The sequence below is a fragment of the Homoserinimonas aerilata genome (assembly GCF_006716125.1).
Taxonomy (GTDB): Bacteria; Actinomycetota; Actinomycetes; order Actinomycetales; family Microbacteriaceae; genus Homoserinimonas; species Homoserinimonas aerilata.
In genome coordinates, this window is record NZ_VFOM01000002.1 from 94,887 (window position 1) to 106,639 (window position 11,753).

Here is an 11,753-nt window from a genome sequence, read left to right on the forward strand (position 1 = left end):
GCTCGCTTGCAGTCGATGTGAGAATGTTCAGCGCACCGACTTGCGCTCGTAGAGCACCATCGACCACGCGAAGCCGGCGCCCGCGATCAGGATGCTCCAGCCGACGGCCAGCGCAGGCTCCCAGCCGAGCGGGGTGCCGAGCAGCAGGCCACGCACCGTCTCGATGAACGGGGTGAACGGTTGGTACAGGGCGAAGCCCTGCATCCATCCGGGCATGGAGTCGGTGGGCACGAAGCCGCTGCCCAGGAATGGCAGACCGGTCAGGATGAGCGGCAGGTTGCTGGCGGTCTCGACCGATTTCGCCTGCATACCCATGCCGACGGCCAGCCAGCTGATCGCGACCGAGAAGAGGGCGACGAGGCCCGCCGCCGCAAGCCACTCGGGCAGACCGGCGACCGGGCGGAACCCGAGAGCGAACCCGACCCCGAACACCAGCGCGACGGCGACGATCGACTGCACCGTGTTGCCCAGCACATGGCCGGCGAGCACCGCGCTGCGTGAGATCGCCATGGTGCGAAACCGGGCGGTGATGCCCTCCGTCATGTCCATCGAAACGGTCGTGGCGACGCCGCCAGCCGTGCCCGCGATCGTGATGGCGAGGATGCCCGGCATCACGTAGGCGAGGTAGGCGGCGCGCCCACCATCCGGGTCCACGCCGGGGAGACCCGCGCCCAGTGTGCCGCCGAAGACGAACACGAACAGCAGCAGGAACACAACCGGGCCGCCGATGACGAAGATCGACAGCCCCGGATAGCGCACGACGTGCAGCAGATTTCTGCGCAGCATCGTGATTGAGTCGGCGACGGTGTGGCTGCCGCCGGCAGGTCGATGCGCAGGTGGGGCGGGCCTCGGCGGGGTGGCGATGGTGGTCATGACAGGTTTCCCTTCGTGCCGGTCAGGGCGAAGAACACGTCGTCGAGATCGGGGGTGTGGATGCTGAGATCGGTGGGTTCGAGGCGTGCGTCGCCGAGGCGGTCGAGCACGGTGCGAAGTGCGCCGAAGTCTTCGCTGCCGGTAACGCTCAGTGTGAGTGACGCCTCGTCAGGGGTTGAGTCGTCGAGCAGGGCGGATGCGGCGGCCAGGGCTGTGGCATCCGCGAAGCTGAGGCGGATGTGGCCGCCGGGCACGCGCCGCTTGAGTTCGGCCGGGGTGCCCTCGGCGACGATGCGGCCATTGTCAAGCACGGCCACGCGATCGGCAAGCTCGTCGGCCTCGTCGAGGTACTGGGTGGTGAGCAGCACGGTGGTGCCGTCGGCCACGAGCTCCCGCACGATGTCCCACATGGTGTGGCGGCTGCGCGGGTCGAGGCCAGTGGTGGGCTCGTCGAGGAACAGCACGCTCGGCGCAGAGACGAGCGTCATGGCGAGGTCGAGACGGCGTTGCATGCCGCCCGAGTAGGTGGCGAGCGGCGTGCGCGCGGCCTCAACTAGGTCGAACCGTTCGAGCAGCTCGGCCGTGCGGGCCCGCGACGCTTTCGCGCCGAGGTGGCGCAGCCTGGCCATGAGCATGAGGTTCTCCTCGCCCGTGAGCAGTGTGTCGACGGCGGAGAACTGGCCAGTCAGGCCGATCGCGGCGCGCGCGCCGGTCGGATTGGCGACCACATCGCATCCGTCGATCGCCGCCGTGCCGCCGTCGGGCCGCACGAGGGTGCTGAGGATGTGCACGGTCGTGGTCTTGCCTGCACCGTTGGGGCCGAGAAGGGCGGTGACCGTGCCGGCCTCGACGCTCAGGTCGACCCCGTCCAGCACGGTCTTGTCGCCGTACCGCTTCTGGAGGCCGTTGACCTCGATTGCTGGAGTGCTCATGCTGTTCTCTCCACGGTGATGTCGCCGAAGTTGGTGCGGGCGCGCACAGCGACGCTCTGCTCGGAACCGTCGGGTGCGCGGTCTGTGTCGAGTCGGTTGCGCACGTGGCCACTCTTCGACGAGAGGTCGAGCCACGCGGGCACCCCATCCCGCACGCCGAGCGCGATCTGTCCGAACGCGGTCTCAACATCGATCGAACCCGCCGAGACCTCGACCAGCTCGATGCTGCCGTAGGCGGTCTTGCCGGTGACGGATGCCCGGGCGTCGGTGATGCGGAGGTCACCGTACGCGAGGTATGCCCCGACGTCGCCACTGGAGCGCTCGATCTGGATGCTGCCGTGCGATGCCTTGAGGCTCGCATCCCCGCCGGCATCGCCGATGCGGATCTGCCCGTGGTCGGCGGTGATCTCGGCGTTGCCCTCGATCGTGCCGATTGTGGCGTTACCGTGCGAGGCGCGCAGCCAGAGGTCGCCGACGGTGTCGAGCTCCACGGCACCCATCCCATCCTTGATGCGGGTGGCGCCGAGGGTGCCGACGGTGCGGATTCTGCCCATTGCGATCTCGGCGGTGAGGCGGGAGCCGCCCGGCAGTTCGACCTTCAGGTCGACGGACTCCTTGGGCCCGACGATGGCGAGTCTCGGCTTGGACCCGACAATGGTGAGGCGTTCGCCGTCGAACTCGACCCGGGTGTCCTCGGCGCCGCGGAGGTCTGCCGCCTTCTCCGGGTTGGTGGGGGTGACGGTGACGACCGTGTCGGTACGCTCGCCGGCGACGATCTCGATGGCTCCAACCTGCCACTTGATGGCGAGGTCGATGGGGGTTGGGGTGGTGAATGTGGGCATGCTGATGGACCCTTCCTGTGGGCGTGTTCGATCCACCCCGCTGGTGCGGGGCTCGTGGGATGATGCGGGCGAATACCCTAGGCGGGCGGCCCTAGCGCGCCCAGCCTGCGAAGTTGTCGCCCGTGCGCAGGGTGCGCTGGGCGGTGCGTCGCTGTCTGGGGTTGAGGGCGGATGCGACAGCGCGCACCAGCCACGTGTTGACCGAGACGCCATCGGCGCTCGCCGCCTCGTCGACCTGTGCCTTGAGGGCGTCAGGGAGGCGGAGGGTGGTCCGCGAGGTGCTCACATCGTCGAGGTCGACGGCGGCTGTTGTGTCGTCGGATTCGGTGGTCGACTGGCTGACAACAAACTCGACCTCGCGGCCGCGCAGTCGCACGTCGACCGAGCCGGGGGCGAGATCGCGGGTGATCTCGCCGGCGGCTGCGGAGAGGGCGTCGAGGAGCACGAGGCGGGTCGCGGCATCCAGGCCGCCTGCGAGTCGCTCTGCGACGGTGCGGGTGTCTTCGGTGCCGTGTTCGGTGGCCTCCAGCAGGGTGCGCTGAAGTTCGTCGACATACCTTCCCAGTTCCATGACACCAGTGTGACACCACTGTGGTGTCGTGTCAATAGAAAGTGGTGTCATGGTGCTGGTCGCGTTGCGTCGGCGCGTAGATTGGAGGCTGCAGATCAGTGAGGGGGAGCGGTGGACATCAGCTCGATCCTCGGCAGTGACATCACCCTCAACATCCTGATCCTCATGCTTGTTGCGGGCTTCGCGGCTGGCTGGATCGACGCCGTTGTCGGCGGAGGGGGGCTGCTGCAGCTGCCCGCCCTTCTGCTCGTTCCCGGCATCAGCCCCGTTCAGGCACTCGCCACCAACAAGCTCGCCTCGCTCTTTGGCACCACCACGAGCGCCGTCACCTGGTACCGCCGCGCCCACCCCGACCTGCGTACCGCCCTGCCCATGGCCGGCGTCGCCCTTGTCGGCAGCTACGGCGGCGCGACCCTCGCATCCATGCTGCCCGTCGAGGTCTTCAAGCCCATCATCGTGGTCGCCCTCGTGGTGGTCGCGGTTGTGACCATCGCCAAACCAAACCTCGGCAGTATCGCCGCGCTCCGCCACTCCGGCGGCAAGCACTACGTGATCGCCGCCATCCTGGGCCTCGTCATCGGCTTCTACGACGGACTCATCGGGCCAGGCACCGGCACCTTCCTCATCATGGCGCTCATCACCGCCCTCGGCTACGACTTCGTGCTCGCCAGCGCCAAGGCCAAGATTGTCAACGTCGCCACCAATGTGGGCGCCCTGCTTTTCTTCATCCCGCAGGGTTACGTGCTGTGGGCGCTCGCGATCGGCATGGGCTTCACCAACATGCTGGGCGGCTACACCGGCTCGCGCATGGCGGTCGCCGGCGGCAACAAGTTCATCCGCATCGCGTTCATCGTGGTCGTCGCCGCGCTCATCATCAAGGTCGGGCATGACGTCTATGTGGAGAACTTCGGCGGCTGACTCCGCCGGCGGCCGCATCGTCGCGGTTGTGCAGGAGATCTGCCGCGACACGCGGCCCGGGATGGCGCCACCCCGGCGTGCCCGGACGAATCTCCTGCACAGCGTCGGTGAAGGGTGGAGCATGGCGGCCGACACCCCGACATCCGCTGAGCGGGCCCAGAAACGCCACTAACGCATGCCCACACCCGGCCGATAGTGGTTGATGCAGGCCCAGGATGGGCGGCGCAGTACACGACCTATGGACGGGCACGATGATCATTGTCACGCGATTGAACGATCGGCAGTTCGCGATCAATCCTGACCTCATCGAGCGCATCCACGCGAGCCCTGACACGACCCTTGTGATGGTCGACGGGGCAAAGTACATCGTCACCGAGTCCATCGGCGAGATCATCGACAGCATCGCGAACTACCGCGCTCGCGTGATCGCCCTCGCCCACACCGCCGCCAGCGAACCGCATCCGGGCTGGCAGCTGGGCCTCGTGCCCCCCGCATCCGACGACGTCGACGGAACCGAACCCGACACTGAGCCGCCGGCCGACGCCGTGCCGCTGCGACCGAGGAAGAACTGATGGATCCCGCAACCATAATCGGAATCGTCATCGCGTTCGGTTCCCTGTACGCGATGATCACGCTCGAGGGCGCCCACGTTCAGGCGCTCCTCCTGCCCGCACCGATGGTGCTCGTGTTCGGCGCCACCATCGCCATCGGCATCGCCGGCGGCACCCTCAGGGACTTCGTCACCGCCGTCAAAACCCTCCCCGGGGCGTTCCGCGGCAAGACGGCCAAACCTCAGGAGACCATCGAGAAGGTCGTCGAGCTCGCCGAGAAGGCGCGCAGCGAAGGGCTGCTCTCGCTCGAGCAGGAGGCCGACGAGGTCGACGACCCCTTCCTGAAGGGCGCCCTGCAGAACATCGCAGACGGCACCGACGGCGAAGAACTGCGGATGATGCTTGAAGACGAGATCGAGACGAAGGCGCGTGCCGGCCGCACCGGGTCACGCTTCTTCGGTCAGCTCGGCGGCTACGCCCCCACCGTCGGCATCATCGGAACCGTCGTCTCGCTCACCCACGTGCTCGAGAACCTCGAATCGCCCGCAACGCTCGGCCCCATGATCGCCACCGCCTTCGTCGCCACACTGTGGGGTCTGCTCTCCGCCAACTTCATCTGGCTGCCCATCGGCACCCGCATCCGTCGTCTCACCGACCTGCAGACGGAGCACATGACGCTGCTCATGGAGGGCGTGCTCGCGGTGCAGTCCGGCAGCCAGCCGCGCCTGCTCGGCGAGCGGCTGCGCGCAATGGTGCCGGCTGAATCCTTCAAGGAGAAGGACAAGCAGAAGGACAAGCAGAAGGATGCGGCATGAGTCTGCCGCAACGACGCAAGAAGAAGGCCGAGGCGGCCGAAGAGCATCCGGATGAGCGCTGGATGGCCTCCTACATGGACATGGTCACCGTGCTCATGTGTATGTTCATCGTGCTGTTCGCCATGTCGGCCGTCGACCAGGACAAGTTCGAGGCGCTCAAGAACTCGCTCGCGACCGGCTTCGGCCAGGAGTCAAGCGAGACCGTCGACACGGCCACCGGCGTCGTCGTGCCCGCCGAGCTCGTCTCGGAGGAGGGGGAGGGCTTCACCGACATCGAGATCGCCTCTCTCGAGCTCAACCATCTCGAAGAACTGCGGGAGCACATCCGCTCGAACCTCGCCGGCGACGGGCTCGAGAAGAGCGTCTCGTTCACGATCGACGAGCGCGGGCTGACGGTGCGCCTCGTCGGCTCGGAGACCTTCTTCGAGACGAACCGCACCGAGCTGAGCAGCGTCGCCACCCGGGTGCTCAACGCGGCCGGCCCGCCCGTCGCGGGCAGCGGCTACGGCGTCTCGGTCGAGGGTCACGCCGACGGCCGGCCCGCGGTCGTGCCGTTCCCCACCAACTGGGAGCTGGCATCCGGCCGCGCCACCACCGTGCTGCGCTACCTGGTGGAGTGGACCGGGGTTCCCGCGGAGAGGGTCGGCGCCGTCGGCTTCGGCTCGGCCCGGCCGCTCGTCGCGGGCACCGCCGACAGCGAACTGGCCGCCAACCGCCGCGTCGACATCGTCGTGCTCTCCGCGCTGCCGGAGGCGGTGCGGGCGCTCATCCCGAAACTGCAGTCAGGCGAGCTGACCGTGCCGGAACCCGGAACGGCGGCGGATGCTGAGACCGTCTCCTCCGAGCCGGCGTCGGTCACAGAGCAACAGAAGACGGAGGCGGCGCACTAGCGAATTCTCAAGGCCGGTCTCGAGACTGCCGCTTCGCGACACCTCGACCAGCGGATACTTCAGCCGGTTGAGGTTTCGAGACGGCGCTGGCGCGCCTCCTCAACCCGCGACGGAGTCGACTAACCCTTCTACGGTGCCTGCCGATAGTGCTGGATGTGACGGTCCAGGAACATTCAGCAGCAGGCGGCGCTTCGCGTGCCGGCGGAACGGTCGAACTCTACGACTTCCGCCGCCCCACGACGCTCGCCCGTGAGCATTCGCGCGTGCTCGAGCTCGCTTTCGAGACGTTCGCCCGCCAGTGGGGTACCCAGCTGACGGCGAAGGTCCGCGTGCTGTCGCAGGTCACCTGCGAGCAGGTGCTCATGTTCAGCTACGACGAGTACGCCGCGTCTCTGCCGTCGACGACGGCGATGGTGCTGCTCGCGGTCGACGACATCGACTCGAAGGCCGTCATCCAGTTCCCCACTTCTGCGGCGCTGTCGTGGATCACGTACATGCTCGGCGGCCACGGTGCCACCACGAACACGGGCGAGCGCAAGTTCACGCAGGTCGAGCAGGCGCTCGTGCGTCGCCTCATGGATGACGCGCTGGAGGATCTGCGCTACTCGCTGGGCGCGCTCCTCGTGAACAGGGTCTCCGTCGATGGTTTCCAGTACAACTCGCAGTTCGCCCAGGCGGCGGCGACGAGCGATCTGATGATCGTGGCGGGCTTCGACATCCGTGTCGGTGAGAGCACCGCCAAGGCGACTGTCGCTGTTCCGGCTGAGGTTCTGCTGCCGCAGCTGGGCGACGCCAACCCGACGAGTGCGGTTACGGATGCGCCGCGCCTGATGCGTTCGCAGGTCGCGTCGGCGCCGGTGTCGGTGTCGTTGCGGCTCGAGCCGGCGATGGTGAGGCCCAGCATGGTGCTGAACCTGGCGGTCGGCGATCTGCTTCCCATCCCGCATCCGCAGCACAGGCCGCTCGAGGTGGCCGTGGAGGGGCAGCCTATGGGCCGCGCCGCCGTCGGCTCGAATGGTTCTCGCCTCGCCTGCGTCGTGGTCTCCACGGCCTGACTTTTCACATCCAGCTCTCCAATCGTCCTAAGGATCAGCCATGACAGTTCTCACCAGCACCCTCAGCTCTGACGCGGTAGCCGCTCTCGTTCGGCAGCTGCCGAGCGCTTCGACCCTGACGCCTGTCGTCGCGAAGGATGGCCGCGCGGCCGCCCTCGCCGCGACATCCGCTGTCTCTGCGTCGTTCGTCGGCGCAACCGCCGCCGATGTCGCGATCGTTCTGTTCGATGCGCAGGCGGTTGCGGCTGCGGCCGGCGAGGCGACGCTGGTGTCGGCCGTCGATGTGCTTCGCCCTGCCCTTGAGGCGGCGACGGGTGTTCTGGGTTCGGGTGTTCTGGGCGACGCGGTCGAGGCGGATGCGTCCGCGCTGTTCTCCGACAAGGCCACGGCGGTGTTCGAGTTGACGTCCGAGGGGGGCAACACCGCCGGCTGGTTTGCGATCCGCATTCGCGAGTCCGGCACCGTGGGTGGTGCGGCCCGGCTGAGCAACGACGAGGTCGTCGGCAAGCTGGGCCGCATCAACAACGTCGAGATGGCGTTGACGGTCGAGTTGGGCCGCACCCGCATGTCGGTGCGCGACGTGCTGGGCCTTGAGCCTGGCGCCGTGATCGAGCTGGACCGTTCGGCCGGCGCGCCCGCCGACATCCTGCTCAACGGTCGCCTCATCGCCCACGGCGAGATCGTGGTCGTCGACCAGGACTACGCCGTGCGCATCACCACCATCCTCGATGTCGCTGACGGCGTGGCCTGACGTGGAAGATCTTTTCGTCGCGCTGCGCGTGGCCGTCTCGCTGGCGGCCGTGCTGGCGCTGGTGTGGTGGTTGCACCGTCGCCTCACGCGGGGTGTGAAGCGCCCGTCGGCGAAGGCCGTGACCGTGGTCACGCGGCAGTCGCTCGGCCAGAAGGCGTCACTCGTGGTCGTTGACGTGGAGGGCAGCAGGCTTGTGCTCGGCGTGACCGAGCACGGTGTCTCCGTGCTGCAGTCCGCCGAGATGCCGGAGCCCGTGCTCGAGTCCGTGCCCGCTCTTGACTCCGAGGAGAAGCCCAGTTTCGCTCGCTCGCTCGGGCAGGCGCAGTCGGATGCTGGGGCATTGCGCGTAGTGAAGCCGCTGTTCACGCAGGACGGCAGCGAGGCGTCGCGTTCTGCCGCTTCCGGCGCTCTGGCTGGCAGCATCCTGTCGCCGCAGACCTGGAAGCAGGCTGCCGCGACTCTCCGCAAGGCCCTCTGATGGGGTTCGGAAATGGCCGCGGGCTGCGGGGCCGTGGTGGCGCGCCTCTCGTCCTCGCCTCCGAGGCGCGGCCCTGGCTCAACCCCAGAACCCTTGCCCTCCTGCTGTTCGCGCTGATCACGGTCATCGCAGTGATGAACCTGGGTCTGCAGGCTGCCTACGCCGTCGACCCGCCGACGGATCCGACGGACCCGAACGCCCCCGTGGCGCCACTCGACGACATCGGCAGCCTGTCGATCGAGATCAATGGACCCAACGGCACCCCGTCGTCGTCGATCGTCACCCTGCTGGGCATCACGCTGCTGTCGGTGGCGCCCGCGCTGCTGCTCATGATGACGTCGTTCACGAAGATCTTCGTTGTGCTGGCGATGACCCGCAATGCGCTCGCGCTGCCGTCGATCCCGCCGAACCAGGTGCTTGCTGGTCTCGCCCTGTTCCTGTCGTTGTTCATCATGGCGCCGGTCATCGGCGACATGAACACGACCGGGGTGGAGCCTTATCTTGAGGGGCAGATCGATTTCACGCAGGCGTTGGAGCGGGCATCCGAACCGCTGCGACAGTTCATGCTCTCGTTGACCCGTGAGGAGGATCTGGCGCTGATGACCCGCGCCGGCGGCATCGAGAACCCGGCAGATCCTTCCGCGGTCGAGCTGACCACGCTGATCCCCGCGTTCATGATCTCGGAGCTGCGTGCGGCGTTCATCATCGGCTTCGTCATCTTCGTGCCGTTCCTCGTCATCGACCTGGTCGTCGCCGCGGCGCTCATGTCGATGGGAATGATGATGCTTCCGCCCGTCATGATCTCGCTGCCGTTCAAGATCCTGCTCTTCGTGCTGGTCGACGGCTGGGGCCTCATCATCACCTCCCTCGTAGAGAGTTACCGCTGATGGACGGCAGTGCGGTCCTCGACATCGGGATGCAGGGGCTCCTGATTGCGGCGAAGCTGTCGGCGCCGATCCTTGTCACCGCTCTCACGGTGGGTTTTGCGATCTCTCTGCTGCAGTCGATCACGCAGATCCAGGAGGTGACGCTCTCGTTCGTGCCGAAGGCGGCCGCCGTCTCCATCGCGCTCGTCGTCTGCGGGCACTGGATGATCAGCGAGATCGTCTCCTTCACGCATCGCCTGTTCGACATGATCCCTGCGCTTCTGGGCGGGTGACCGCATGGGCGTCGAACTGGATCTGGTGTGGCTTGAGGCGGTGATGCTCGCCGCCGTGCGCATGACCGCGTTCGTGGTCATCGCGCCGCCGTTCTCGTACCGCGCGTTCCCCGCGCGCGTGAAGGCGACGCTCGCCATCGGGCTGGCGCTGGCCGTGTCGCCACAGGTCGTCGCCCAGTATTCGACGCTCGGTTCGCTCAGCGAGGCCGAGTTCTTCGGTGCGCTCGTCATGGAGATCGTGGTCGGTGCCGTGCTCGGCTTCCTCGTCTTCATCGTGTTCTCTGCGCTGCAGTCGGCCGGAAGCCTCATCGACATGTTCGGTGGTTTTCAGATGGCGCAGGCCTTCGACCCCGGCTCGCAGGTGAACGGTGCCCAGTTCTCGCGCCTGTTCCACATGACGGCGATCGCGCTCATGTTCAGCTCCGGCGCCTACCAGCTGGTCATCGGCGGTCTCGTCCGCAGTTTCACCGCGATGCCTCTCGGCGGTGGCGTCGATCTGGCCGGCACGGCGCAGACCATGATCGCCGGCGTCACCCAGATGTTCCTCGCCTCCGTGCAGATCGCCGGCCCGCTGCTGGTGGTGCTGTTCCTGGCGGATGCCGGGCTCGGCCTGCTCACGAGGGTCGCGCCCGCCTTGAACGCCTTCGCGCTCGGCTTCCCGCTGAAGATCTTCCTCACGCTCTCCCTGGCCGTCGTCGTCTTCGCGGCGCTGCCCGGCATCGTCAGCTCACTCGCCGGCGAGGCCGTCGATACCGTGCTGGGGGTGAGGTAGATGGCCGAGGAGCCTTCAGGCGAACGCACAGAGCAGGCCACCGAGAAGCGCATGAAGGATGTGCGCGAGAAGGGGCAGCTCTCCAAGTCACAGGATGTGACCGCATGGCTCGGTGTGGGGGCCGCCGCCGTCGCCATCCCGGGCACCATTGCCGCGGCATCCGCAGCGGGCATCGATCAGCTTCTCGGTGTCGCCACCATCGCGGCAGCGCCCGACCCGCTGGTCGCGCTCGAACTGCTCGGCGAGGGTCTGAGCGCGATCATGGTGATCTTGGGCCCGATGCTCGTCGCCGTTCTTGTGATCGTCGTCATCGGTGCTGCCGCTCAGGGTGGCATCCATCTGAAGAAGTTCCGCGGCAAGTTCGAACAGTTCAACCTCGTTGCCGGCATCAAGCGCACCTTCGGCATGCAGGCGCTCTGGCAGGGGGCGAAGGCGCTGCTCAAGACGGCCGTTGTCGGGCTCGTGCTGTTCCTTGTCATCCAGGGCCTCATGCCTGTGCTCATGTCTGCCGGCGGCCATTCCGTCACCGCGCTGATCGAGGCGGCAGGGGGAGGGGCGGCCGCGCTGCTGCAGTTCGCCGTCGCCGCCGGCCTCGTTCTCGCCGCCGCCGACGTCTTCGTCGTCATGAAGCGCAACCGCAAGAAGACGCGCATGACCAAGAAGGAGGTGCGCGACGAGAACAAGAACACCGACGGCGACCCCCTCATCAAGTCGCAGCGCCGCTCCCGCCAGCTCGCCATGAGCCGCAACCGCATGATCGCAGCCATCGGCGATGCGGATGTCGTGCTCGTCAACCCCACACATGTCGCCGTCGCGCTCAAATATGAGCCCGGAAAGTCCGCCCCCCGCGTTGTCGCCAAAGGTTCGGGCATCATCGCCGCGCGCATCCGCGAGGAAGCCGAGACGAAGGGTGTGCCCATGGTGCGCGACATTCCGCTCGCCCGCGCGCTGCACGCCGCCTGTGAGCTCGGGCACGAAATCCCCGCAGAACTGTACGACGCCGTCGCCCGCATTCTCGCCTTCGTCATGGCCCTCAAGAAGCGTGGCGCGGCATCCGGAACCCACACCATCGCCGGCACAACGCCGGCATTCCCCCGCGTCAGCGCAGCACGGCCACTCGCCGCGCTGGCCGAGAGCTCGTGAAAG

At 67.4% G+C, this 11,753-nt stretch carries 15 protein-coding genes; 11 read left to right on the forward strand and 4 right to left on the reverse strand.

From position 1 onward, the window contains the following. Nucleotides 1–27 precede the first annotated feature (27 nt). From FB562_RS10605 to FB562_RS10620, 4 genes are all read right to left on the reverse strand, one after another. Nucleotides 28–873 (reverse strand): ABC transporter permease, encoded by an 846-nt coding sequence (locus tag FB562_RS10605; protein ID WP_141881278.1) that lies wholly within the window; start codon nucleotides 871–873, stop codon nucleotides 28–30. Next, complete coding sequence (locus FB562_RS10610; protein WP_141881279.1) at nucleotides 870–1,805, reverse strand: ATP-binding cassette domain-containing protein; 936 nt, start codon at nucleotides 1,803–1,805, stop codon at nucleotides 870–872. Before FB562_RS10610 ends, FB562_RS10605 begins: the two co-directional genes overlap by 4 nt. Then, complete coding sequence (locus FB562_RS10615) at nucleotides 1,802–2,647, reverse strand: DUF4097 family beta strand repeat-containing protein (protein ID WP_141881280.1); 846 nt, start codon at nucleotides 2,645–2,647, stop codon at nucleotides 1,802–1,804. Before FB562_RS10615 ends, FB562_RS10610 begins: the two co-directional genes overlap by 4 nt. 91 nt (nucleotides 2,648–2,738) lie before the next feature. Beyond that, on the reverse strand, nucleotides 2,739–3,218 hold the full coding sequence (locus FB562_RS10620) for a histidine kinase (RefSeq protein ID WP_141881281.1): 480 nt from the start codon (nucleotides 3,216–3,218) through the stop codon (nucleotides 2,739–2,741). Nucleotides 3,219–3,383: 165 nt separating this feature from the next. On the opposite strand from FB562_RS10620, the gene FB562_RS10625 reads away from it, so the two are divergent. The 11 genes from FB562_RS10625 to FB562_RS10675 all read left to right on the forward strand — a co-directional run bounded on the left by FB562_RS10625 (nucleotide 3,384) and on the right by FB562_RS10675 (nucleotide 11,750). Beyond that, nucleotides 3,384–4,136, forward strand: a complete 753-nt coding sequence (locus FB562_RS10625) for a sulfite exporter TauE/SafE family protein (RefSeq protein ID WP_185740563.1) — start codon at nucleotides 3,384–3,386, stop codon at nucleotides 4,134–4,136. 251 nt (nucleotides 4,137–4,387) lie between these two features. Further along, entirely contained in the window at nucleotides 4,388–4,708 is a 321-nt protein-coding gene (locus FB562_RS10630; protein WP_141881283.1) for a flagellar FlbD family protein, read from the forward strand. Further along, complete coding sequence (locus FB562_RS10635; protein WP_141881284.1) at nucleotides 4,708–5,502, forward strand: motility protein A; 795 nt, start codon at nucleotides 4,708–4,710, stop codon at nucleotides 5,500–5,502. The genes FB562_RS10630 and FB562_RS10635 overlap by 1 nt, the downstream gene beginning before the upstream one ends. Continuing rightward, nucleotides 5,499–6,392 (forward strand): OmpA/MotB family protein, encoded by an 894-nt coding sequence (locus FB562_RS10640; protein ID WP_185740539.1) that lies wholly within the window; start codon nucleotides 5,499–5,501, stop codon nucleotides 6,390–6,392. The genes FB562_RS10635 and FB562_RS10640 overlap by 4 nt, the downstream gene beginning before the upstream one ends. A 155-nt stretch (nucleotides 6,393–6,547) precedes the next feature. After that, nucleotides 6,548–7,447, forward strand: a complete 900-nt coding sequence (locus tag FB562_RS10645; protein WP_141881285.1) for a flagellar motor switch protein FliM — start codon at nucleotides 6,548–6,550, stop codon at nucleotides 7,445–7,447. 40 nt (nucleotides 7,448–7,487) lie between these two features. Continuing rightward, nucleotides 7,488–8,198 (forward strand): flagellar motor switch protein FliN, encoded by a 711-nt coding sequence (gene fliN, locus FB562_RS10650; RefSeq protein WP_141881286.1) that lies wholly within the window; start codon nucleotides 7,488–7,490, stop codon nucleotides 8,196–8,198. Between the two features lies 1 nt (nucleotide 8,199). Then, nucleotides 8,200–8,676, forward strand: coding sequence for a FliO/MopB family protein (locus FB562_RS10655; RefSeq protein WP_141881287.1), 477 nt, complete (start codon nucleotides 8,200–8,202; stop codon nucleotides 8,674–8,676). A 134-nt stretch (nucleotides 8,677–8,810) separates the two neighbouring features. Beyond that, complete coding sequence (gene fliP / locus FB562_RS10660; protein ID WP_185740564.1) at nucleotides 8,811–9,563, forward strand: flagellar type III secretion system pore protein FliP; 753 nt, start codon at nucleotides 8,811–8,813, stop codon at nucleotides 9,561–9,563. Then, nucleotides 9,563–9,835, forward strand: coding sequence for a flagellar biosynthetic protein FliQ (locus tag FB562_RS10665; RefSeq protein ID WP_141881289.1), 273 nt, complete (start codon nucleotides 9,563–9,565; stop codon nucleotides 9,833–9,835). The genes fliP and FB562_RS10665 overlap by 1 nt, the downstream gene beginning before the upstream one ends. Before the next feature lie 4 nt (nucleotides 9,836–9,839). Then, the gene (locus FB562_RS10670; RefSeq protein ID WP_141881290.1) at nucleotides 9,840–10,607 is read left to right on the forward strand and encodes a flagellar biosynthetic protein FliR; all 768 of its coding nucleotides are present in this window, start codon (nucleotides 9,840–9,842) and stop codon (nucleotides 10,605–10,607) included. Further along, complete coding sequence (locus tag FB562_RS10675; protein ID WP_141881291.1) at nucleotides 10,608–11,750, forward strand: EscU/YscU/HrcU family type III secretion system export apparatus switch protein; 1,143 nt, start codon at nucleotides 10,608–10,610, stop codon at nucleotides 11,748–11,750. Nucleotides 11,751–11,753: the final 3 nt, after the last annotated feature.